This is a genomic window from Streptomyces sp. NPDC001480 (assembly GCF_042894725.1).
Classification (GTDB): domain Bacteria; phylum Actinomycetota; class Actinomycetes; order Streptomycetales; family Streptomycetaceae; genus Streptomyces.
Map to the genome: position 1 here is coordinate 118,820 of NZ_JBIAVX010000019.1, position 22,792 is coordinate 141,611.

The 22,792-nt window shown below is 72.5% G+C and carries 21 protein-coding genes; 14 read left to right on the forward strand and 7 right to left on the reverse strand.

Going from position 1 to position 22,792, the window contains the following annotated elements; genetic code table 11:
* Positions 1 to 23: 23 nt before the first annotated feature.
* Positions 24 to 800, reverse strand: a complete 777-nt coding sequence (locus ACFY01_RS37505) for a hypothetical protein (RefSeq protein WP_390740244.1) — start codon at positions 798 to 800, stop codon at positions 24 to 26.
* Between the two features lie 287 nt (positions 801 to 1,087).
* Between ACFY01_RS37505 and purN the strand changes: the two genes are divergently transcribed.
* Positions 1,088 to 1,717: a phosphoribosylglycinamide formyltransferase gene (gene purN / locus ACFY01_RS37510; RefSeq protein ID WP_390740245.1), complete on the forward strand. Its 630-nt coding sequence runs from the start codon at positions 1,088 to 1,090 to the stop codon at positions 1,715 to 1,717.
* Positions 1,714 to 3,303: a bifunctional phosphoribosylaminoimidazolecarboxamide formyltransferase/IMP cyclohydrolase gene (gene purH, locus ACFY01_RS37515; RefSeq protein WP_390740246.1), complete on the forward strand. Its 1,590-nt coding sequence runs from the start codon at positions 1,714 to 1,716 to the stop codon at positions 3,301 to 3,303. Before purN ends, purH begins: the two co-directional genes overlap by 4 nt.
* A 106-nt stretch (positions 3,304 to 3,409) precedes the next feature.
* Here the strand turns inward: purH and ACFY01_RS37520 are convergent, their stop codons facing one another.
* The gene (locus ACFY01_RS37520; RefSeq protein ID WP_390740247.1) at positions 3,410 to 4,024 is read right to left on the reverse strand and encodes a hypothetical protein; all 615 of its coding nucleotides are present in this window, start codon (positions 4,022 to 4,024) and stop codon (positions 3,410 to 3,412) included.
* 318 nt (positions 4,025 to 4,342) lie between these two features.
* Here ACFY01_RS37520 and ACFY01_RS37525 point away from each other — a divergent pair, with 318 nt between their 5' ends.
* From ACFY01_RS37525 to ACFY01_RS37545, 5 genes are all read left to right on the forward strand, one after another.
* Positions 4,343 to 5,197 carry a bifunctional methylenetetrahydrofolate dehydrogenase/methenyltetrahydrofolate cyclohydrolase gene (locus tag ACFY01_RS37525; protein WP_390740248.1) on the forward strand — a complete coding sequence of 285 codons (855 nt, stop codon included), beginning with the start codon at positions 4,343 to 4,345 and terminating at the stop codon, positions 5,195 to 5,197.
* A gap of 79 nt (positions 5,198 to 5,276) precedes the next feature.
* A complete protein-coding gene (locus ACFY01_RS37530) occupies positions 5,277 to 5,723 on the forward strand; it encodes a DUF3017 domain-containing protein (RefSeq protein ID WP_390740316.1) in 447 nt (148 codons plus the stop codon).
* Between the two features lie 324 nt (positions 5,724 to 6,047).
* Positions 6,048 to 7,109 carry a helix-turn-helix domain-containing protein gene (locus ACFY01_RS37535; RefSeq protein ID WP_390740249.1) on the forward strand — a complete coding sequence of 354 codons (1,062 nt, stop codon included), beginning with the start codon at positions 6,048 to 6,050 and terminating at the stop codon, positions 7,107 to 7,109.
* A 341-nt stretch (positions 7,110 to 7,450) separates the two neighbouring features.
* Positions 7,451 to 8,440 carry a malate dehydrogenase gene (locus ACFY01_RS37540; RefSeq protein WP_390740250.1) on the forward strand — a complete coding sequence of 330 codons (990 nt, stop codon included), beginning with the start codon at positions 7,451 to 7,453 and terminating at the stop codon, positions 8,438 to 8,440.
* A gap of 117 nt (positions 8,441 to 8,557) precedes the next feature.
* Positions 8,558 to 9,562, forward strand: coding sequence for a hypothetical protein (locus ACFY01_RS37545; RefSeq protein ID WP_390740251.1), 1,005 nt, complete (start codon positions 8,558 to 8,560; stop codon positions 9,560 to 9,562).
* Between the two features lie 364 nt (positions 9,563 to 9,926).
* Here ACFY01_RS37545 and ACFY01_RS37550 read toward each other — a convergent pair whose 3' ends face one another.
* Positions 9,927 to 11,330 (reverse strand): MFS transporter, encoded by a 1,404-nt coding sequence (locus tag ACFY01_RS37550; protein ID WP_390740252.1) that lies wholly within the window; start codon positions 11,328 to 11,330, stop codon positions 9,927 to 9,929.
* 101 nt (positions 11,331 to 11,431) lie between these two features.
* Here ACFY01_RS37550 and ACFY01_RS37555 point away from each other — a divergent pair, with 101 nt between their 5' ends.
* The 6 genes from ACFY01_RS37555 (at position 11,432) to ACFY01_RS37580 (ending at position 19,844) form a co-directional block, all read left to right on the forward strand.
* Positions 11,432 to 12,370, forward strand: a complete 939-nt coding sequence (locus ACFY01_RS37555) for a LysR family transcriptional regulator (protein ID WP_390740253.1) — start codon at positions 11,432 to 11,434, stop codon at positions 12,368 to 12,370.
* A 205-nt stretch (positions 12,371 to 12,575) separates the two neighbouring features.
* Positions 12,576 to 14,096: an aldehyde dehydrogenase family protein gene (locus ACFY01_RS37560; protein WP_390740254.1), complete on the forward strand. Its 1,521-nt coding sequence runs from the start codon at positions 12,576 to 12,578 to the stop codon at positions 14,094 to 14,096.
* A 136-nt stretch (positions 14,097 to 14,232) separates the two neighbouring features.
* Entirely contained in the window at positions 14,233 to 15,765 is a 1,533-nt protein-coding gene (locus tag ACFY01_RS37565) for a GMC family oxidoreductase (protein ID WP_390740255.1), read from the forward strand.
* A complete protein-coding gene (locus ACFY01_RS37570) occupies positions 15,762 to 16,943 on the forward strand; it encodes a glycine betaine/L-proline ABC transporter ATP-binding protein (protein WP_390740256.1) in 1,182 nt (393 codons plus the stop codon). Before ACFY01_RS37565 ends, ACFY01_RS37570 begins: the two co-directional genes overlap by 4 nt.
* Positions 16,943 to 18,880 (forward strand): ABC transporter permease, encoded by a 1,938-nt coding sequence (locus ACFY01_RS37575; RefSeq protein ID WP_390740257.1) that lies wholly within the window; start codon positions 16,943 to 16,945, stop codon positions 18,878 to 18,880. The genes ACFY01_RS37570 and ACFY01_RS37575 overlap by 1 nt, the downstream gene beginning before the upstream one ends.
* A 1-nt stretch (position 18,881) precedes the next feature.
* A complete protein-coding gene (locus tag ACFY01_RS37580; protein WP_390740258.1) occupies positions 18,882 to 19,844 on the forward strand; it encodes an ABC transporter substrate-binding protein in 963 nt (320 codons plus the stop codon).
* Positions 19,845 to 19,888: 44 nt separating this feature from the next.
* Here the strand turns inward: ACFY01_RS37580 and ACFY01_RS37585 are convergent, their stop codons facing one another.
* From ACFY01_RS37585 to ACFY01_RS37600, 4 genes are read right to left on the reverse strand one after another with little or no spacing between them, the layout of a single operon-like run.
* A complete protein-coding gene (locus tag ACFY01_RS37585) occupies positions 19,889 to 20,140 on the reverse strand; it encodes a type II toxin-antitoxin system PemK/MazF family toxin (protein WP_390740317.1) in 252 nt (83 codons plus the stop codon).
* The gene (locus ACFY01_RS37590) at positions 20,140 to 20,340 is read right to left on the reverse strand and encodes a hypothetical protein (protein WP_390740259.1); all 201 of its coding nucleotides are present in this window, start codon (positions 20,338 to 20,340) and stop codon (positions 20,140 to 20,142) included. Before ACFY01_RS37590 ends, ACFY01_RS37585 begins: the two co-directional genes overlap by 1 nt.
* A gap of 38 nt (positions 20,341 to 20,378) precedes the next feature.
* Positions 20,379 to 20,822, reverse strand: coding sequence for a carboxymuconolactone decarboxylase family protein (locus ACFY01_RS37595; protein WP_390740260.1), 444 nt, complete (start codon positions 20,820 to 20,822; stop codon positions 20,379 to 20,381).
* The gene (locus ACFY01_RS37600) at positions 20,819 to 21,316 is read right to left on the reverse strand and encodes a carboxymuconolactone decarboxylase family protein (protein WP_390740261.1); all 498 of its coding nucleotides are present in this window, start codon (positions 21,314 to 21,316) and stop codon (positions 20,819 to 20,821) included. Before ACFY01_RS37600 ends, ACFY01_RS37595 begins: the two co-directional genes overlap by 4 nt.
* A 47-nt stretch (positions 21,317 to 21,363) precedes the next feature.
* On the opposite strand from ACFY01_RS37600, the gene ACFY01_RS37605 reads away from it, so the two are divergent.
* On the forward strand, positions 21,364 to 22,758 hold the full coding sequence (locus tag ACFY01_RS37605; protein WP_390740262.1) for a PLP-dependent aminotransferase family protein: 1,395 nt from the start codon (positions 21,364 to 21,366) through the stop codon (positions 22,756 to 22,758).
* The last annotated feature ends 34 nt before the right edge of the window (positions 22,759 to 22,792 follow it).

Sequence of the window (22,792 nt, forward strand, 5' to 3'; positions counted from 1 at the left end):
GCGTCCTCGCCCTGAGCGCCCCGTCAGCCGTCGTTCCCCAGCAGCGGCCGCAGCTCGTGCGGCAGCAACTGCTGGCAGCTCTGCTTGGCCTCGTTGGTGAGGGAGTCGTTCACGCACGTGTAGTAGTCGCGGTAGGCCAGCTGGGCCGTGAAGGTGGCCGCCACGAGGGCCAGGGCCAGGGAGCCGGTGACCAGGCCGCTGATCGCCGCCGTGGTCTGGGGGCGGCCGCCGGTCTGCGGGGCCGGGGTGTCCGGGTCGGGCCTGCGGGGCTTGGCGCGCAGGGCGCTGATGCCCCAGTAGAGGGCGAGGGCGCCGAGCAGCAGGGCCACGTACGGCCAGCTGAACAGGGCGAAGAAGAAGGCCCACATGCCGCACAGCAGCGCGTAACGGGCGCGGCGCTGGGCGGGGTCGGTGGGGTCCCAGCGCAGGTTGGGGCCGGGGCCGCCGTCCGGACCCTCGGGGCGGCCGCCGGGGCGCTCGCCGAAGCCGCCGGGGGAGCGGCCGGGCTGGCGGTCGCTCCACTGGCTGCCCCACGGGGAGCGGCCCCCGTCGCCGGAGCCCGGTGACCCCTCGGAGCCCGAGGGGTGGCGGGGCCGCCAGGGACGGTCCGGTGTGCCCTCCGGCGGTGGGGCGAAGGGGTTGTCGTCCGTCGGCGCGTCGTCCTTGCCCTGGCCGTCCGGGCGGCCCGAGGGCGCGTCGGGCGGTGAGGCGGGCCGCTCCCGCAGCAGCACGGAGCCCCGCTCCCTTCCCTGTTCCGGCTGCGGGGGGAACGTGAGGAGTCGCAGACTGCGGTCCGGCATCAAGTGAGCGTCTTCCCCTAGATGAATACGGCTGTCCGATAGATGAACACGGCTGTCCGAAGTGGGCTTCACTGAAGGGAACGCGTCGCGCGACGGCCGCGTTCCCGGCCAGCTCCCCCAGACGCTACCTTCCGGCCGAGCCCCCGTCCCGTGGGGGTTGTCCCGGGTGCCGGTATCGTTGCTGGCGGTCGGCCGGTTCGTAGACTTCCCCGTATCACGGGGCGCGAAGCATTCGTATGAATGGACAAGCCGCCCGTACAACCGCTTCCCCGAGAAAGGGCCTCACCGTGGCCGCCAAGCCCGTGGCCAAGCGCCTCGTCGTGCTGGTCTCCGGATCCGGCACCAATCTCCAGGCGCTGCTGGACGAGATCGACCGGGTCGGCCCCGAGGCCTACGGCGCCGAGGTCGTGGCCGTCGGTGCGGACCGGGAGGGCGTCGAAGGGCTCGCCCGCGCCGAGCGGGCCGGGCTCCCCACCTTCGTGTGCAAGGTCAAGGACCACGCGAGCCGGGCCGAGTGGGACGTGGCCCTCACCGAGGCCGTCGCCGCGTACCGGCCCGACCTCGTCGTCTCCGCGGGGTTCATGAAGATCGTGGGCAAGGAGTTCCTCGCGCGGTTCGGCGGGCGGTTCGTGAACACCCATCCCGCCCTGCTGCCCAGTTTCCCGGGAGCCCACGGCGTGCGGGACGCGCTCGCGTACGGCGCCAAGGTCACCGGCTGCACCGTCCACTTCGTCGACGACGGCGTCGACACCGGACCGATCATCGCCCAGGGCGTCGTCGAGGTCCGGGACGAGGACGACGAGAGCGCTCTGCACGAGCGCATCAAAGAAGTCGAGCGAAGACTGCTCGTCGAGGTCGTGGGGCGGATCGCCCGCAACGGCCATCGCATCGAGGGACGAAAGGTAGTTATCCAGTGACCGCCGAGAGCAACAAGCGGCCCCTTCGCAGGGCGCTCGTCAGCGTCTACGACAAGACCGGCCTGGAGGAGCTGGCCCGCGGGCTGCACGAGGCCGGTGTCGAGCTGGTCTCGACCGGTTCCACCGCCGGGCGCATCGCCGGTGCCGGCGTCCCCGTCACCAAGGTCGAGGAGCTCACCGGCTTCCCCGAGTGCCTCGACGGCCGGGTCAAGACCCTGCACCCCAGGGTCCACGCGGGCATCCTCGCCGACCTCCGCCTCGACAGCCACCGCGAGCAGCTCGCCGAGCTGGGCGTGGAGCCGTTCGACCTCGTCGTCGTCAACCTCTACCCCTTCCGCGAGACCGTCGCCTCCGGTGCCTCGCCCGACGAGTGCGTCGAGCAGATCGACATCGGCGGCCCGTCGATGGTCCGCGCCGCCGCCAAGAACCACCCGTCGGTCGCCGTGGTCACCAGCCCCGCCCGGTACGCGGACGTGCTCGCCGCGGCCGCGGACGGCGGCTTCGACCTCGCCACCCGCAAGCGGCTGGCCGCCGAGGCCTTCCGGCACACGGCCGAGTACGACATCGCGGTCGCGAGCTGGTTCGCGAGCTCCTACGCGCCCCTCGACGACTCGCAGTTCCCCGACTTCCTCGGCGCCACCCTGGAGCGCAAGAGCACCCTCCGCTACGGCGAGAACCCGCACCAGCCCGCCGCGCTCTACGTCGACACCGCATCCATCAGCGGCTCCGCCGCGGGGGGCACCAGTCTCGCCGAGGCCGAGCAGCTGCACGGCAAGGAGATGTCGTACAACAACTACACGGACACGGACGCCGCCCGCCGTGCCGCGTACGACCACGACGAGCCCTGCGTCGCGATCATCAAGCACGCCAACCCCTGCGGCATCGCGATCGGCGCGGACGTCGCCGAGGCGCACCGCAAGGCGCACGCCTGCGACCCGCTGTCCGCGTTCGGCGGTGTGATCGCGGTCAACCGCCCGGTGTCCAAGGAGCTGGCGGAGCAGGTCGCCGAGATCTTCACCGAGGTCATCGTCGCGCCGGACTACGAGGAGGGGGCCCTCGAAGCCCTCGCCAAGAAGAAGAACATCCGGGTGCTCAAGGCCCCGGCCGCGCCCTCCCACCCCGCCGAGGTCAAGCCCATCGACGGCGGCGCGCTGCTCCAGGTGACGGACCGCCTCCAGGCCGAGGGCGACGACCCGGCCAACTGGACGCTCGCCACCGGCGAGGCGCTCGACGCCGAGGAGCTGAGGGAGCTCGCCTTCGCCTGGAAGGCGTGCCGGGCCGTGAAGTCCAACGCCATCCTGCTCGCCAAGGACGGCGCCTCGGTCGGTGTCGGCATGGGCCAGGTCAACCGGGTCGACTCCGCGAAGCTGGCCGTCGAGCGGGCCGGCGCCGAGCGCGCCCAGGGCTCGTACGCCGCCTCCGACGCGTTCTTCCCCTTCCCGGACGGCCTGGAGATCCTGACCGAGGCCGGCGTCAAGGCCGTGGTGCAGCCCGGCGGTTCGGTCCGCGACGAGCTGGTCGTGGAGGCCGCGCGGAAGGCGGGCGTGACGATGTACTTCACCGGCACGCGCCACTTCTTCCACTGATCACTGATCACTGATCCGGACCCTCGTCCGGTGACGCGCCAGGGCCGTGTCCCCCCTCACGCGGGGTGGGACACGGCCCTTGGTGTGTGCCGGTGGTCCGCCGGGTTCAGAACCTCGGGCGGTTGAACCACGCCGAGGCCGCGCTGTTCACCATCGAGGCGAGGATGATGCCGGCCATGGCGAGGGAGACGATGCCGCCGAAGGTACCCGAACCGCCCGCGCCCTTCACGATGTTGACCAGGCTGCCGAGCAGCATCAGGGACGCGTACACGATCGTCGTGATACGGATCCCGCTGCCGCCGTTCTTGAACTTCACGCCCAGGAAGATCGACAGGGCGCCCAGGGCCAGCATCAGCAGGGCGAACACGATGAGGACACCGGTGGCCGTGCTGGTGTCGTCACCCGAGCCGAAGGTGTTGGAGGTGTCCTGCGCGGCACCGGCCGCGATGCCGAGGCCCAGGCCCACCAGGATCTGGAGGCCGGCCAGGATGAACAGCAGCACCCGGGCGGTCTTGATCAGGCCCGGCATCTCCATCGGAGCGCCGTAGCCGTAGCCCTGCGGGACCGGCGGGGCGGCGGGGTAGCCGTAGCCGGGCTGCACGGGGGGAGCGGACGGGTAGCCGTAGCCCGGCTGGCCCTGCGGCGGCTGCTGGGGCGGGTAACCGGGGGGCTGCTGGCCCTGGGGCGGGCCGTAGGGGTTGTTGGGGTCGCCGAAGCTCATGGCCGGTGTTTCCTCCGTTGCGTCAAGTGCGGGGACGACGCGCGGCACGGTGCGGAGGAAAGTTCTACAGATGCGGTTCGTCCCCCCGGTACTGCCCGCGGCACTGTGTACTCATCGTTCTTTAGCGGACTCTTACTTGTCCAGCCGCATTCGCGATGTGTTGTGCAAGTGCAACATCATCGATCAAGGTCGGACATTGGCGGTGGTAACCGGAAGCGTCCCGGGACCCCCGGTCGGAACCAGGATCGGAACCCGGATCGAAACCCGTATGGGAACCCGGATTGGAACAGGGGGGCCGTCATCCGCGAGGATGGGACCATGACCGCCCAGATTCTCGATGGCAAGGCCACCGCAGCCGCGATCAAGTCCGATCTGACCGCCCGCGTGGCGGCGCTGAAGGAGAAGGGCATCACGCCCGGCCTCGGCACGATCCTGGTCGGGGACGACCCCGGCAGCCAGAAGTACGTAGCCGGCAAGCACCGCGACTGTGCCCAGGTCGGCCTCGCCTCCATCCAGCGCGAGCTGCCCGGCACGGCGACGCAGGAGGAGATCGAGGCGGTCGTCCGGGAGCTGAACGAGGACCCCGCCTGCACCGGCTACATCGTCCAGCTGCCGCTGCCCAAGGGCATCGACGAGAACCGCGTCCTCGAGCTGATGGACCCGGGCAAGGACGCGGACGGCCTGCACCCGATGAACCTCGGCCGTCTCGTCCTCAACGAGCCGGCCCCGCTGCCCTGTACCCCCAACGGCATCCTCACCCTGCTGCGCCGCCACGGCGTGGAGATCAAGGGCGCCGAGGTCGTGGTCGTCGGACGCGGTGTGACCATCGGCCGCCCGATGCCGCTGCTGCTCACCCGACGCAGCGAGAACGCCACGGTGACCCAGTGCCACACGGGCACGCGGGACCTGTCGGCGCACCTGAAGCGGGCCGACATCATCATCGCGGCCGCCGGTGTGGGCCACCTGATCCGGCCCGAGGACGTCAAGCCGGGCGCGGCCGTCCTCGACGTCGGCGTCTCCCGTGACGCCCAGGGGAAGATCGTCGGCGATGTGCACCCCGGGGTCGCCGAGGTGGCCGGCTGGATCTCCCCGAACCCGGGCGGCGTGGGCCCGATGACCCGGGCGCAGCTGCTCGTCAACGTGGTCGAGGCGGCGGAGCGCAGTGCCGGCTGAGGACATCCAGGACACCCAGGACACCCGCGGGTCCGGCGACACCCAGGACGCCCGCGGGACCGGTGACGCCCGCGAGGGCGTGGAGCCGACCGTCCGGGACGCGATCAGCGCGCCCGACGCCGAGGGGCGGCCGAAGCGGGTCACGCGCCGCTTCCCGCTGTTCACCCGGGACACCGCGCGGCCGGAGGGCGGCGGCCGGGCCGCCTCCGGTGACGCGCCGGCGCCGGCCCGGCAGTGGCCGATGATCGCCGTCACCGCCGTGGTCGCGCTCGGCCTGCTGCTGACCGCGTTCGACATGTTCCGGCTGGGCACCCTGATGGTCGGCTCGGCCCTGCTGGCGGGCGCCGCGCTGCGCTGGGTCCTGCCCGGCGTCGGCATGCTCGCGGTCCGCTCCCGCTTCACCGACATAGTCACCTACGGCGTGCTCGGCCTGGCGATCGTCCTCCTGGCGCTGATGGCCCAGCCCCACCCGCTGCTGGTGATCCCCTTCCTGAAGGACACGCTGCACTTCACTCTGACCCACTAGGTCACCCCGTTCCCGGCTGCCCTGCTTCGAGCGACCACTTGCGTGACCACTTGCGTGACCACTTGTGACTACTTCGGGGATATGCCGCGAAGTAGTCATACAACCGGGCTAACGTGTCCAATCGGACGGTCCGGCGGGCCGCGCTGCCCACGGCGTGCGGCGGTGTGTGCCCGACGGCCCGATGCACCCGTGCGCCCCCCGCTCGGGCACTGCGCCCCGGAATGAGCGCATCCCTGTGGGTAGCCAGAACGGGGACTGGAGGGGGCCCGCGCCGTGGGGGCGGCGTGGGACGAGTGGCACCGACCGGGGAAGAGGGGGGAACCGATGCCTCGTTGGAAAGCCTTGCCGGACGAGCTCGATCCGCAGGTGAAGGAGTTCTCGGGGCAGTTGCGGCGGCTGGTGGACCGCAGCGGACTGAGCATCGCGGCGCTGGCCGACCGAACGGGCTACAGCAAGACGTCCTGGGAGCGTTACCTGGGCGGCCGGCTCCTCGCACCCAAGGGCGCGGTCGTCGCGCTGGCCGAGGTGACGGGCACCGATCTCGGTCATCTGACCACCATGTGGGAGCTGGCCGAGCGCGCCTGGAGCCGCTCGGAGATGCGCCACGACATGACCATGGAGGCGAGTCGGATCTCCCAGGCGCGGGCCGCGCTCGGGGAGTTCGGGCCCCCCGCGGCGACCGGGGCCGGCGCGACCAGGGCCGCCCGCTTCGGCGGCAGCGCGACCGTGACCCCGGGCATCGCGGGTCCCGCGGGCGTGTCGCCCACGATCCCGCCCCAGCCGACGGCCCCGGACGCGGACGCTCGGGAGGCCGCCGGGAACGGCCGCGTCCCGAACGGCAGGGCGGCGCCGGGCCCGCACGGGGAGCCCCCGCGGCGGCCCGAAAGCCCCTCGGAGGGCAGACGACGGCTGACGATGTTCGTCGCGGGCGCCCTCGCCGCGCTCACCGTCGTCGCCGCCGTCTTCTTCCTCACCGACGGCGGCGGCAAGGGCGCCGAGGGCGCGGCCCGGTCGCCCTCCCCGTCCGCCACCACCCGCCACGACCTGCCCCCGGGCGTGAAGTGCGCGGGCGGCGACTGCACCGGCAAGGACGCGGAGAGCATGGGGTGCAGCGGCGACCTCGTCAGCACCGTCAAGACCGCCGCCGTGGGCACCACCGTCGTCGAGGTCCGCTACAGCAGGACGTGCCGGGCGGCGTGGGGGCGCATCACCGGGGCCGCGCCGGGGGACACGGTGCGGGTGAGCGCGGGGGCGCACCACGAGACCGGGACCGTCGCGCGGAACGGGGACACGATCGCCTACACCCCGATGACGGCCGTACCCGACGCCTCCGAGGTGAAGGCGTGCGTGACGCTGACGTCGGGGCGGCGGGGCTGCACGAAGTAGTCCGGGCAGTCCGGAAGAAAAGAATCAGGGTGGCACGCATGGCCGCCGGAATTCTGGGCACGCGAACCGTACCCCCACGGGAGTCCGGCCACGGTCCCCCGATCGGCGGCCGTCTCTGTTCCTCCTCTCCCGGACAGGCGGCCGCCTTTTCGGTTCCACGCGGCGGCAGCGGCACGCGGCACGGCGACTTGTGGGGTGGGCCACACGAGCCCCGGCCGTTCGTGATCCCGGATGCGCGATAGCCTGACCGCTGGATCTCTCTTGATACCAAGAGATCGATCATTTGCACGTCCCACCCGGGGCAGGGACGCCCCACCGCCAGCTGTCATACGGAGAACGCCATGACCCGCACTCCCGTGAACGTCACCGTCACCGGCGCGGCCGGCCAGATCGGTTACGCCCTGCTCTTCCGCATCGCCTCCGGCCAGCTGCTCGGCGCGGACGTGCCGGTCAAGCTGCGTCTGCTGGAGATCACGCCGGCGCTCAAGGCCGCCGAGGGCACGGCCATGGAGCTGGACGACTGCGCGTTCCCGCTCCTCCAGGGCATCGACATCACCGACGACCCGAACGTGGCCTTCGACGGCGCCAACGTGGCCCTGCTCGTCGGCGCCCGGCCCCGCACCAAGGGCATGGAGCGCGGCGACCTGCTGTCCGCCAACGGCGGCATCTTCAAGCCGCAGGGCAAGGCCATCAACGACCACGCCGCGGACGACATCAAGGTCCTCGTCGTAGGCAACCCGGCCAACACCAACGCGCTGATCGCCCAGGCCGCCGCCCCGGACGTACCGGCGGAGCGCTTCACCGCGATGACCCGCCTCGACCACAACCGCGCGCTGACCCAGCTCGCCAAGAAGACGGGCAGCACGGTCGCCGACATCAAGCGCCTGACCATCTGGGGCAACCACTCGGCCACCCAGTACCCGGACATCTTCCACGCCACGGTCGCCGGCAAGAACGCCGCCGAGGTCGTGGGCGACGAGAAGTGGCTGGCCGAGGACTTCATCCCGACCGTCGCCAAGCGCGGTGCCGCGATCATCGAGGCGCGCGGTGCCTCGTCGGCCGCCTCCGCCGCCAACGCCGCCATCGACCACGTGTACACCTGGGTCAACGGCACGGCGGACGGCGACTGGACCTCCATGGGCATCCCCTCGGACGGCTCCTACGGCGTCCCCGAGGGCCTGATCTCCTCCTTCCCGGTCACCACCAAGGACGGCAAGTACGAGATCGTCCAGGGCCTGGACATCAACGAGTTCTCCCGCGCCCGCATCGACGCCTCCGTCAAGGAGCTCGAGGAGGAGCGCGAGGCGGTCCGCGGCCTCGGCCTCATCTGAGCCGCGCGCGTTCTCCCGTACGGGCCCCCTTCCGGTTTCTTCCGGAAGGGGGCCCGCGCCCGTTTTCGCCGCTACCGTCGGAGCAGCGCACTTGTCCGGTGATTCGGGGGATTCGCGATGGGTGGACGCAGCAGTCAGGACGGGCCGGAGCACGAGCCGGGCGAGGAGAGAGGCCAGGCGCCCTGGGCCGCCGGTGAGCCGGACCCCGCACCGCCGTGGGCGTCGGCGCAGACCCAGACCGCCCAGTCGCCCCCGCCGTGGGCGGACCGGGCGGCCGACCGTCGCCGCGAGGACCCCGTGCCCCCGCCGCCGCACCCGTGGGCATCGTCCGGCCACCACGCCGGCGGACCCGCGGCCCCCTTCCCGCCGCCGGCCCAGCCACCCGCGCCACCGGCCTGGACGCCACCACCGGTCACGCCCGCCTACGCCCCGCCGCCCTCCGCGCCCCGGCGTGCCACCGGCCGCCTGGCCGTCCTGGTCACCGTGATGGTCCTGGTCGCGGCGGGCTCCTTCCTGGGGGTCTGGTACCTCGGCCGCGATCACGGTGGCGACGGAACCGGCGCGCGGTCCGGCCCGGGGCCCGGCACCGGCGTCTCCGACTCGGCCCGCAGGACCTCACCGCCCGCGTCGACCGCCTCGGAATCGACGCTCCGGTCCCCGTCGGCCCCCAAGGGCTACCGCCTCGCCCACGACCCCGTCGGCTACACCCTCGACGTCCCCGAGGGCTGGAAACGCAGGCAGAAGCAGGGCGAGAAGGCCATGGTGGTGTACTACGACTCCCCGTCCGACGGCCGTCAGCTGCAGATCTTCGAATTGTCCGAGTCCAGCCCCGCCGAGTCCCTGGACCTGGCCGAGAACGACTCCGTCTACGGCTACTCGCACCAGCCCGGCTACGAGGCCCACGACCGCACGTCCGGGGACGGCTGGTCCGAGCTGACGTACCGCTACGACGACAAGGACAAGGGCGCCCGCCAGGTCATCGACCACCGCTTCAGCGCCGCGGGCGGCAAGCTGTTCGCGATCCGCTCCAGCGGCCCCGAGAGCCTGCCCGCCGACCGGGTCCGCGCACCGCTCACCACAGCGGTGTCGTCCTTCTGCCCGACCGGCGCCTCCTGCGCGTAGCGCCTGCCCGGCGCCCAGAACGGTTCGGTGAGGACCGCCCGCCGCTCCCAGCCCACCTCCCGCACGAGCACCTGCCGTACCGCCTCCGGCAGCCGCGCGCCCTGGGGGAGCGCCGTTGGCTTCGCCCCACCCTCGGGACCGTCACGGCCGCCGACCCGATCGCCGCCCGTGTGCGCCGGCTGCGTATCGAGGGCGACGCCCTCGCCGGTCTCGACGTGCGGCCCGGTCAGCAGATGCGGGTGCTGACCGGCGGCGGGCTGACCCGTCGTACGTACTCGGTGTGGCGCTACGAGCCCGCCGGTGCCGTCGACTTGTGCGTACAGACCGGAGCGCAGCGTCAGCAGATCGAGGGCGGGGGCCGGCATCAGGATCGCCCGGAACGCGACAGTACGCGTTCCGTGCCGGGCGCGATCGTGTGCGAACCGTTCCGGCCGCCGTACCCGGCCACCACGACCGCCGTCGCCGCCAGCACCACCAGGGCGACCGTGCGCAGGGCCGGGCCCATGCCGTCGGCCAGGTGGGTGTGGGAGGAGAGGACCGTGCCGGTGACCGCGACGCCGAGGGCCGCGCCGATCTCCCGGGCCGAGGTGCCGAGCCCGGAGCCGAGGCCCGCCTGGTGGGGCGGGAGCGAGGAGACGACGCCGAGGGTCAGGGCGGGCATGGACAGCCCGGTGCCGACCGAGATGACCAGCAGCCAGCAGGCCCACGTCCGGTACGGGGTGCCCGCGTCGGCGGTGGACGCGCCGAGCAGTCCGAGGCCGATGAGGGCGAGGCCGGCGCCGACGACCGGGCGGGGGCGGCCCGCCCAGCGGGCGGCGAGCTTGGGGACGAGTGCCATGCCGACGGTCAGCGGCATGATCGCGACGCCGGTGAGGGCGGCGCCGAAGCCATGGACCTCTTGCAGGTACTGGGAGTTGACGTAGAAGAGGGAGAAGAGGCCGAAGAAGCCGGTGGCCGTGCCGAGCGTGGCCGAGCGCAGCCGGGGCGAGGCGAAGACGCGGGGGTCGAAGAGCGGCGCGGGGGAGCGCAGGGCGTGGGCGGTGAAGGCTGCGACCAGCAGTGCGCCCGCCGCGAAGGCGCCCAGGATGCGCGCGGAGGTCCAGCCGTATGCCGGGCCCTCGATGATGCCGAAGAGGACCGCGACCAGGCCCGCCGTGAGCAGCAGGGTGCCGAGGGGGTCGAGGTTGCTTCGCGCGGCGCGGTCCGTGCGCGGGGTGGTCACGGCCACCGCGAGGGCGAGGAGCGCGGCCAGCGGGACCATCGCGGCGAACAGGGCCCGCCAGGACAGGAACTGGCCGACCAGGCCGCCGCCGAGGTTGCCCGCGGCACCGCCGAGCCCCATCGCCAGGGTCCAGGAGGCCAGGGTGCGGGCGCGGTGCTCCGGGGCGGCCAGGTGCACCAGGACCGACAGGGTGGCCGGGGTGATCAGCGCCGCCCCCGCGCCGGACAGGCCGCGGCCGGCGATCAGCACGGCAGGGTCGGTGGCGAGCGCGCTGGTACCGGCGCCCGCCGCGAACAGGCCCAGCCCGGTGAGCAGGGCGCCCTTGCGGCCGTGCCGGTCGCCCAGCGCGCCCGCCGGGATGAGGAGTCCGGCGAAGGCGATGACGTAGGCGTCGACCGTCCACAGGACCTCGCTGTGCGAGGGGTGCAGCGAGGAGGAAGCCAGCTGCGGGATGAGGAGGTTGATGGCGGCGACCATGCTCTGTGCGACCAGCACGCAGGCGCACAGTGCCAGCAGGGTCGGGCGTTTCAGGGCGTGCGCGGGCACGGCTCCTCCCGGGAGCTCGGTGGGTGGTGTGGGGTGCCCTGTCACCGTAGGCTCGGCGATGACCTGCTTTCCAGTGCAACCTTTGCAAGGGACAGTTGCGCATGACGCAATCCACCGGTTCCGCCGATCCAGCGGCCGGGATCGATCTGAATCTGCTCCTCGCCCTGGACGTCCTCCTGGAGGAACAGAGCGTCCAGGGCGCCGCCCGTCGCCTGCACCTGTCCGAACCGGCGATGAGCCGCACCCTGGGCCGCATCCGCAAGGCGCTCGGTGACCCGGTGCTGGTCCGCGCCGGCCGCCGGATGGTGCCCACGCCGCACGCCCTGGCCGTACGCGCCGAGGTGAGCGCGGTGGTGGAGCGGGCCCGCGCCCTGTTCGCGCCGGGGCGCGACACCGACCTGCGCACGGTCTCCCGTACGTTCACGATCCTCGGCCCCGACGCGATCGCCGCCGCGCTGGGCGCGCCCCTGTTCGCCCGCGCGGCCGAGGAGGCCCCCGGCATCCGTATCCGCTTCCTCGCGGAGAGTCACGTGGACGCGCCGTTCCTGCGCCAGGGCACCGCCGACCTGGAGGTCGGGATGATCGACACGAGCGCGCCCGAGGTGCACGTGGAAACCCTGTGCGAGGACCGGATGGTGGGGGTCGTGCGAGCCGGACACCCGCTGCTCGAAGGGGAGTTGACGCCGGAGCGATTCGCCGCGCAGGCCGGTCACCTCATCGTCTCGCGGCGCGGCAGGCTGCACGGCCCGATCGATGACGCGCTGGCCGAACTGGGCCTGGAGCGCCGGGTGGTGGGCAGCATCGGCACCTTCCCGGCCTCGCTCTTCGTCCTGCGCGACACCGACCTGGTCGGCCTGGTCAGCTCCTGGAGTCTGCCCCTGGCCGCCGCCCTCGGCCTGGTCACCTTCGAGGTGCCGCTGTCCCTCCCGGCGCTGAGCCTGGGCCTGGCCTGGCACCCGCGCCACGACGCCGACCCGGCCCACGCATGGCTGCGCGGTTGCGTGCGGGACCTGATGCCGCGGTGGTCGAGCGGGCCCTAGGGGCCCGGGATGCCGGCCTCTGATCGCCATCACGCCGCTTCAGCACCCGCATTGTCCATGTTTGCCCGCATCTTCAGTGATGCAGCGCACTTTCGGCCACCGATTGCGCATGCAATCCCGAGGTCCGGGCAGGCGGACACGGTCCCCGAGAGTGACACGTGTGTGACACACCGGAGCTGAACAGGAACGGAAGGCAACAGCGAGCATGGCGACGACAAGGGAACGACAGGCAAGGGCGACCATCTGCGCCGGGGGCGAATGGCTGGAAGCGGTCTCCGGCGCGACCCGCGAGATCCTCGACCCCGCGGACGCCCTGCCCTTCGCCGTGGTCGCGGAGGGAGACGAGAAGGACGCGGAGGTCGCGGTGGCCGCCGCCCGCCGCGCCTTCGACGAGGGACCGTGGCCGCGCACGCCGGTCACCGAGCGCGCCGCCCTGCTGCGCCGGGTGGCCGACCTCCTCGTGCGTGACCGCGAGGAGCTCGGTCTGCTGGAGAGCCGGGACGCGGGCAAGACCGTCGAGGAGGGCCGCGTCGACATCGACTGTGTCGCCGACGCCTTCCGTTACTTCGCCGACCTCGTCGCCGGCGAGGCCCCCGGCCGGGTCGTCGACGCGGGCTCGCCCGACGTCCACAGCGTCGTCGTGCACGAGCCCATCGGCGTCTGCGCGCTGATAACCCCCTGGAACTACCCCCTCCTCCAGGCCAGTTGGAAGATCGCCCCGGCCCTCGCCGCGGGCAACACCTTCGTCGTCAAGCCCAGCGAGATCACCCCGATGACCACCATCGCCCTGATCGAGCTGCTGGCGGAGGCCGGGCTGCCGGCCGGCGTGGCCAACATCGTCACCGGGCCCGGCCACACCGTCGGCGCCCGCCTCGCCGAGCACCCCGACGTCGACCTGGTCTCCTTCACCGGCGGCCTGGTCAGCGGCACCAAGGTCGCGCAGGCCGCCGCCCCGACCGTCAAGAAGGTCGCCCTCGAACTCGGCGGCAAGAACCCCAACGTCGTCTTCGCCGACGCCTGCGCCACCGACGAGGGCTTCGACACCGCCGTCGACCAGGCACTCAACGCCGCCTTCATCCACAGCGGCCAGGTCTGCTCGGCCGGCGCCCGCCTCATCGTCGAGGAGTCCGTCCGGGACCGCTTCGTCGCCGAACTCGTGCGCCGCGCCGAGAAGATCCGCCTCGGCCGGGGCACCGAGGACGGCGTGGAGTGCGGCCCGCTCGTCTCCGAGCAGCAGCGCGACAAGGTGGAGGCGTACGTCGAATCCGCCCTCTCCGAGGGCGCCGTGCTCCGCTGTGGCGGCAAGCGGCCCCGGCCCGGCGACACCCGCCCCGAGGCCGGCTACTTCTACGAGCCGACCGTCCTCGACCGCTGCCACCGCGAGATGAAGGTCGTCCGGGAGGAGGTCTTCGGCCCGGTCCTCACCGTCGAGACCTTCCGCACCGAGGACGAGGCCGTGTTCCTCGCCAACGACACCGAGTACGGCCTCGCGGGCGCCGTCTGGACCGCCGACGCCGGCCGCGCCCGGCGCGTCGCCGGACGGCTGCGGCACGGCACCGTCTGGATCAACGACTTCCACCCCTACCTGCCGCAGGCGGAATGGGGCGGCTTCGGCAAGAGCGGCGTGGGACGCGAACTCGGCCCCGCCGGACTCGCCGAGTACCGCGAGACCAAGCACGTCTACCAGAACCTGGCGCCGAAGCCGGTGCGCTGGTTCGCCGGCTGACCTCCCGTTCGCCGGTTGACCTCCCGCCTCCCCACCGGGACCGGACCCACCGCGACCCAGACCCACCGCGACCGCCCACCTCCCGCCCCCCACCCCCGACTTCCCCGAGCGCCCCCACCCTGGAGTGAGCACCACCATGTCCGACAGTCCTCACGTCTACGACTACGTCGTGATCGGCGGCGGCACGGCAGGCTCCGTCATCGCCTCCCGCCTCACCGAGAACCCGGACGTCACCGTCGCCGTCATCGAGGGCGGCCCCAGCGACGTCGACCGCGACGACGTCCTCACCCTGCGCCGCTGGATGGGCCTCCTCGGCGGCGACCTCGACTACGACTACCCCACCACCGAACAGCCGCGCGGCAACTCCCACATCCGGCACAGCCGTGCCCGCGTCCTCGGCGGCTGCTCCTCCCACAACACCCTCATCGCCTTCAAACCCCTGCCCTCCGACTGGGACGAGTGGGAGGCCGCCGGCGCCAAGGGCTGGGGCCCCGTCCCCATGGAGGCCTACTACGCCCGCCTCCTCAACAACATCGTCCCGGTCGACGAGAACGACCGGAACGCCATCGCCCGCGACTTCGTCGACGCCGCCCGGTCCGCACTCGGAGTACCCAAGGTCGAAGGCTTCAACCGCAAGCCCTTCACCGAGGGCACCGGATTCTTCGACCTCGCCTACCACCCCGAGAACAACAAGCGCTCCAGCGCCTCCGTGGCCTACCTGCACCCGGTGATGGACGAGCGCCCGGGCCTCACCATCCTGCTGGAGACCTGGGCGTACAAGCTGGAGCTGGACGGCAACCGCGCCCGCGGCGTGCACGTCCGCACCAAGGACGGCGAGGAGATCCTCGTCCGGGCCCGCACCGAGGTCCTGCTGTGCGCGGGCGCGGTCGACTCGCCCCGCCTGCTGCTGCACTCCGGCATCGGCCCGAAGGCCGACCTGGAGCGGCTCGGCATACCGGTCGCCCACGACCTGCCGGGCGTCGGCGAGAACCTCCTGGACCACCCCGAGTCGGTGATCGTCTGGGAGACGAACGGCCCGATCCCGGAGAACTCCGCGATGGACTCCGACGCGGGCCTGTTCGTGCGCCGCGACCCCCAACACGCGGGCCCGGACCTGATGTTCCACTTCTACCAGGTCCCCTTCACGGACAATCCCGAACGCCTGGGCTACGAACGCCCGCAGTACGGCGTCTCGATGACCCCCAACATCCCCAAGCCGAAGAGCCGCGGCCGTCTGTACCTGACCAGCGCCGACCCGTCGGTCAAGCCCGCCCTGGACTTCCGCTACTTCACCGACGAGGACGACTACGACGCCCGCACCCTCGTCGACGGCATCCGCATCGCCCGTGAGATCGCCAAGACCGAACCGCTCGCCGGCTGGCTGAAGCGCGAGGTCTGCCCGGGCCCGGAGATCCTCGGCGACGCCGAGCTCAGCGAGTACGCCCGCAAGGTCGCGCACACCGTCTACCACCCGGCGGGCACCTGCCGCATGGGTGCCGTCGACGACGAACTCGCCGTCGTCGACCCCGAACTGAGGATCCGCGGCCTCGACGGCATCCGCATCGCCGACGCGTCCGTGTTCCCGACCATGACCGCCGTCAACCCCATGATCGGGGTGCTGATGGTCGGTGAGAAAGCCGTCGACCTGATCGGAGGTGGTGTGCGATGACCGCCACACCCACCACACCCGCCACCCGTAAGCCGCCCACCGACGACGCCCCCGTCTTCGCGGTGGACGGCCTGTGGAAAGTGTTCGGCCCCAAGGCCGACCGCGTCCCGGACGACCCCGAGCTGACCGGTCTCGCGCCCGCCGAGCTGCGCTCCCGCACCGGCTGCACGGCCGCCGTCCGCGACGTCTCCTTCGACGTCCGCAAGGGCGAGGTCTTCGTCGTCATGGGCCTGTCCGGCTCCGGCAAGTCCACCCTGGTGCGCTGTCTGACCCGGCTGATCGAACCGACCTCGGGCACCATCGCCATCGACGGCGAGGACGTCCGCTCCATGGACCGCACCCGGCTGCGCCAGCTGCGCCGCCACCGCGCCGCCATGGTCTTCCAGCACTTCGGCCTGCTCCCGCACCGCACGGTCCTCGACAACGTGGCCTACGGCCTGGAGATCCAGGGCGTCGGCCGCGCCGAGCGCCGGGCCCGGGCCAAGGAGGTCGTCGACAAGGTCGGCCTCAAGGGCATGGAGAAGCGCCGGCCCGCCCAGCTCTCCGGCGGCCAGCGGCAGCGCGTCGGCCTCGCCCGCGCGCTCGCCGTCGACCCCGAGGTGCTGCTCTTCGACGAGCCGTTCAGCGCCCTCGACCCGCTGATCCGGCGCGACATGCAGGACGAGGTGGTCCGCCTGCACCGCGAGGAGGGCCGCACGATGGTCTTCATCACCCACGACCTCAGCGAGGCCCTCAAACTCGGCGACCGCATCGCCCTCATGCGCGACGGCCGCGTGGTACAGCTCGGCACCCCCGAGGAGATCGTCGGCTCCCCGGCCGACGACTACGTCCGCGAGTTCGTCCGGGACGTGCCCCGCGAACAGGTCATGACCGTCCGCACGGCCATGCGTCCCGGCGACTGCGGCGGCCCCGACCACCCGGGCGCGCTCCGGCCGGACATGGTCGTCGCCGACGCGATCAAGGTCGTGGCGGCGGACGGCAGGGCGACGTGCGTGGTGGACCAGGGACGGTGCCTCGGGGTGGTGGACGCGGACGCGCTGCTCGGGTTCGTGGCCGGCAACTCCGTGACCGAGAGCAGCCGTGCCGCCCGACTGGCCGCACGCGCCCGGCAGCGGGCGGCCCTCCCGAAGCGCCGCCCGCAGACGCCGTCCGCCGACGCCGGTGCGGAGGTCGTCTGATGGCAACCGTCACCGCGAGCGCTCCGCGTCTCGCCCTCCCCGGCATCCTCAAACACCGCGCCACCCGCAAACTCCTCCTGCTCGCCCTGGCCGCGGCCGTCCTCGTGCCCCTCGCCGCGGCCCGCTGGCCGAACGCGGCATGGCCGCACGCGCTCACCGTCGACCTGGCCAAGCCGCTCGCCGACGCCAGCGACTGGGTCATCGACAACCGGGACAGCCACCCGCTGTTCCTGTACTTCTTCGGCTACATCAGCAACGCGGTCGTGCTCTCCGTACGCGCCGTGTACCTCGCCCTGCTCGCCGCCGGCTGGGCCGGCGTCACCGCGTTCGGCGCGCTCGTCGCATGGCGGGTCGCCGGGGTCCGGCTCGCGCTGGGCACGGCCGCCGCGTTCCTCGCCTGCGGTGTGCTCGGCATGTGGGTGCCGACCATGCAGACCCTCGCGCTGATGGTGGTCGCCGTCCTGGTCTCCGTGGCCGTCGGCTTCGTGCTCGGCCTGGGCGCCGGGCTCTCCGACCGCCTGGACCGCGCCCTGCGCCCGGTCCTGGACACCATGCAGGTGCTGCCGGCCTTCGCCTACCTGCTCCCGGTCGTCCTGGTCTTCGGCATCGGCGTCCCGGCGGCGGTCCTCGCCACCGTCGTCTACGCCGCCCCGCCCATGGCCCGCCTCACCGCGCTCGGCCTGCGCGGCGCCGACCCCGAGGTGCTGGAGGCGGTGGACTCGCTCGGCGCCACGGCCCGGCAGCGCCTGGTGACCGCGCGCATCCCGCTGGCCCGCAAGGAACTCCTCCTCGGCCTCAACCAGACGATCATGATGGCGCTGTCCATGGCGGTCATCGCCTCGGTCATCGGCGCCGGCGGCCTCGGTGACCGCGTCTACCAGGCACTGGCCTCCGTCGACGTGGGCGCGGCCCTGTCGGCGGGCATCCCGATCGTGCTGCTCGCCGTCGTCCTGGACCGGATCACCTGCGCGGCCGGGGACGGCACCGCCCGCTCCCGGTCCATGGGCTGGCTGTACGCGGCGGCCGGTACCGTGGCCGTCGCCCTGGCCGCCCGTCTCCTGGGCCGGGTCGACTGGCCCGACGCCTGGACCCTGGACGTCGCCCAGCCCGTCAACCGCGCCGTCGACTGGATGACCGCGCACCTGTACACCGGCGTTCCGGTCGTCGGCGGCACCGCGGACTGGGCCGGGCACTTCACCACCTGGGTCCTCGACCCGCTGCGCTCCGGTCTCCAGTGGCTGCCCTGGTGGTCGGTGCTGCTGATCGTGGCCGCGCTGGCCTGGGTGATCGGCACCTGGCGCACCGCGCTGACCGCCGTCCTCGCGATGGCCGCGATCGGTGTGCTCGGCGTGTGGGAGCCGTCCCTGGACACGCTCTCGCAGGTCCTGGCGGCCGTCGCCGTCACCCTCGTCCTGGGCTTCGCCACCGGTATCGCCGCGGCCCGCAGCGACCGCTTCGAACGCGCGCTGCGCCCGGTCCTGGACGTCTTCCAGACGATGCCGCAGTTCGTGTACCTGATCCCGGTCGTCGCCCTGTTCGGCGTCGGCCGCGCCCCCGCCGTCGCCGCGGCGGTGGTCTACGCCCTTCCCGCCGTCGTACGGATCACCGCGCAGGGCCTGCGCCAGGTCGACCCGGCCGCGCTGGAGTCGGCCCGTTCGCTCGGCGCCACCGGCCGGCAGCAGCTGTGGCAGGTGCAGCTCCCGCTCGCCCGCCGGTCGCTGCTGCTCGCCGTCAACCAGGGCGTGGTCCTGGTCCTGGCCGTCGTCATCATCGGCGGCCTGGTCGGCGGCGGCGCCCTCGGCTACGACGTGGCCTTCGGCCTCGCCCAGGGCGACCTCGCGACCGGCCTGGTGGCCGGCGCGGCGATCGTCTGCCTCGGCCTGGTCCTGGACCGGGTGACCCAGCCCACCGAACGCCGCGCGACGAAGGGAGCGTGACATGAGGATCGACCGCAAGGCGGCCCTGATCGCCTCCGGCGCGGCGGCCCTGTCGCTGGTCACCGGGTGCGGTGCCGCCGACATGACCAAGCAGGCCTCGCCGTTCGCCAACGCGCAGGGGTCGAAGACGGTCACCCTGTCCGTGCAGTCCTGGGTCGGCGCCCAGTCCAACGTGGCCGTCGCCCAGTACCTCCTGGAGCACAAGCTCGGCTACCGCGTGGACACCGTCCAGGTCGACGAGGTCCCCGCCTGGGACGCGCTCAGCCAGGGCCGGGTCGACGCGATCCTGGAGGACTGGGGCCACCCCGACCAGGAGAAGCGGTACGTCGACGACAAGAAGACGATCGCGCGCGGCGGCGGACTGGGGGTGACCGGGCACATCGGCTGGTTCGTCCCCACCTACCTCGCCGAGCAGCACCCGGACATCACCGACTGGAGGAACCTCAACAAGTACTCCTCGCTCTTCCGCACCCCGGAGAGCGGCGGCAAGGGCCAGCTCATGGACGGCTCCCCGTCCTACGTCACCAACGACAAGGCGCTGGTCAACAACCTCAAGCTGGACTACCAGGTCGTCTTCGCCGGCTCCGAGGCCGCCCAGATCACCCAGATGCGGCAGTTCGCCAAGGAGAAGAAGCCCTTCCTGACGTACTGGTACTCGCCCCAGTGGCTGTTCAAGAAGGTCCCCATGACCGAGGTGAAGCTGCCGCCGTACAAGGAGGGCTGCGACGCGGACGCGGCGAAGGTCGCCTGCTCCTACCCGCACACCCCGCTCCAGAAGTACCTCAACGCCGACTTCGCCAAGTCCGGCGGCAAGGCGGCCGCCTTCCTGAAGAAGTTCAAGTGGACCACCGAGGACCAGAACGAGGTCTCCCTGATGATCGCCGACCAGAAGCTGACCCCGGAGGAGGCGGCGAAGAAGTGGGTGGCCGGCCACCCCTCCACGTGGAAGACGTGGCTGTCCTGACGGCGGGTGCGGCCGCCGGGCGCTCCTAGCGGGCGCCCGGCGGATCAGAGCCCGAGGTAGCGACTGAGCGCGTGCTCCACCTCGGCCATCTCGTCGCGGTCGAGGCAGTGGACGGGGTCGCCGTGGATGTAGCTGACGTCGACCGTGCGGATCTGATCGATGAGCAGCCGCGTCCGAGTGCCGGCGATCTCCGACTCCGGACGGAACACCGTGGGCTGCGCCCCCGTGGACGTCGGGATGGTGGTCGCGATGTTCCACGGCATCGAGGACGGGCTCATGACCAGGCCGTCCGGCATCACCAAGCGTCCGCTTCTCCGGAGAGGTCCTCGTCCGCGAGCCGCTTGGCTGCCGTACGGGCTTCGGCCAGCCACACCTCGCGTTCCAGCAGTCGCAGCGCGCGCCGGATCACGTCACTCGGGCTGTCGCCGCTCTGCATGGCGGCCCGGATGATCCGCTCGTCCTCTTCGGTGGGCCTGAACTCGATCGTGCTCGCCATGCGTCCAGGCTAGGGCGTCGTCGAGTATCCGACCTTCCTCAGGGCCGGTAACCCCCCGGCGCGACGCGTCGGCTCACCATGACCCGGTTCCAGCTGTTGATGGCGGTGATCAGGGCGAAGAGGTGGGCCAGTTCGGGCTCCTCGAACTGCTTGGCGGCGCGCTCGTACACCTCGTCCGGGACGAAGCCGTCCGTCAGCACGGTCACCGCCTCGGTCAGCGCCAGTGCCGCCCGCTCCCGCTCGGTGTAGAGGTCCTCTGCCTCCTCCCAGGCGTTCAGCAGCTGGACACGGTCCTCCGACTCCCCGTTCTCGCGGGCCACCCGGAGGTGCATGTCGAGGCAGAACGCGCAGTGGTTGAGCTGGGAGGCGCGGATCATGACGAGTTCGGCCAGGACCGGGTCGCCGAGCCCCTTCTTCGCGGCCGCGCTGAGCGCCGACATGGCCGTGCCGACCTCGCGGTCCAGCAGCTGCGTGCGGCTCACTGGTGCTGCCCCGGCTGGTAGTGGCCCGGGGTCATCCGGGTGGTCACGCCGAACCGGTTCCACGCGTTGATCGTCGTGATCGCGGCGATCAGCTGCGCCAGCTCGGCCTCCTCGAACCGCTTGGCGGCCTTCTCGTACACCTCGTCCGGGACGAAGCCGTCCGTCAGGACCGTGATCGCCTCGGTCAGCTCGATCGCCGCCAGTTCCTTCTCCGTGTAGAAGTGCCGCGACTCCTCCCACGCGCTGAGCTGCACGATCCGCTCGACGCTCTCGCCGGCCGCGAGGGCGTCCTTGGTGTGCATGTCGAGGCAGAAGGCGCAGTGGTTGAGCTGCGAGGCGCGGATCTTCACCAGCTCGTACAGCTTCGGGTCCAGGCCCTTCCTGGCGGCCGTGTCCAGCCGGACCATCGCCTTGTAGACCTCGGGGGCCAGCTGGGCCCAGTGGAGGCGGGCAGGGTGTTCAGGGGCGTACTCGGCGGTTTCCTGTGTGCTCATGTCCTCGACCTTATGAGCGAGGCGGCCCAGGAGTATGGTCCATTTCCATGGCGGAAAACCGGGCCACTTCGGGCATCGACCTGCACCTGGAGCCGGCCCGCGCGGGCGGCCTGCGCCGGGGCCTGACGGACGCCCTGCGGGACGCCGTCCGCACCGGCCGCCTGGCCCCCGGCACCCGCCTGCCGTCCTCCCGCACCCTCGCCGCCGACCTGGGCATCGCCCGCAACACGGTCGCCGACGCCTACGGCGACCTGGTCGCCGAGGGCTGGCTCACCGCCCGGCAGGGCTCGGGCACGCGCGTCGCGGACCGGACCGTGGTCCCGTCGGCCGGCGGCACCGCGCCCCGCCGCCGTGAACCGCCCCGGCCGGCCTACAACCTCGTCCCCGGCACCCCCGACCTCGCCGCCTTCCCCCGCGCCGAATGGCTCAAGGCCGCCCGCCGCGCCCTGACCGCCGCCCCCAGCCACGCCCTCGACTACGGCGACCCGCGGGGCCGCCCCGAGCTGCGCACCGCCCTGGCCGCCTACCTCTCCCGCTCCCGGGGCGTACGCGCCGACCCGGACGCCATCGTCGTCTGCGCCGGGTTCACCCACGGTCTGCGGCTCCTCGCCAGGGTGCTGCGGGCACGCGGCGCACGGACCATGGCGGTGGAGTCGTACGGCCTCGATGTCTACTGGAAGCTGCTGACCGACGCGGGGCTGATCACGCGCCCCCTGCCGTACGACGAACTGGGCACCGACACCCGTGATCCGAGGCCCGCCGAGGCGGTCCTGCTCACCCCCGCCCACCAGTTCCCGATGGGCGTGGCGCTGCACCCCGACCGGCGGGCGGCCGTCGTGGACTGGGCCCGGCGCACCGGCGGGCTGGTCCTGGAGGACGACTACGACGGGGAGTTCCGCTACGACCGTCAGCCGGTCGGCGCCCTCCAGGGACTCGACCCCGACCACGTCGTCCACCTGGGCACCGCCAGCAAGTCCCTCGCCCCCGGGCTCCGGCTGGCCTGGATGGTGCTGCCGCCGGCGCTGGCGGCGGAGGTCACGGCGGCCAAGGGGCTGCACGACACCTGCGGGGTGCTCGACCAGCTGACCCTCGCCGAGTTCCTCACCTCCGGCGCCTACGACCGCCACGTCCGCTCCTCCCGCCTGCGCTACCGGCGCCGCCGGGACGCCCTGGTGGCCGAGCTCGCCAGGAGGGCTCCCTCGGTCCGTGCCACCGGCATCGCGGCGGGCCTGCACGTGGTGCTCAGGCTCCCGCCGGGCACCGAACAGGCGACACTGCGGGCGGCGGCCTGGCACGGGGTCGCGGTGCACGGCCTGAGCCGCTACCGGCATCCGGAGTCGGCCACCGAGCCGCCGGACGCCCTCGTCGTGGGGTACGGGACACCCCCGGACCACGCGTGGTCCGGGGCACTGGACGCGCTGTGCGCGGCGCTGCCGGAATAATCGGGCGGGTTTTCCGGTCCGGAATTCATTTCGA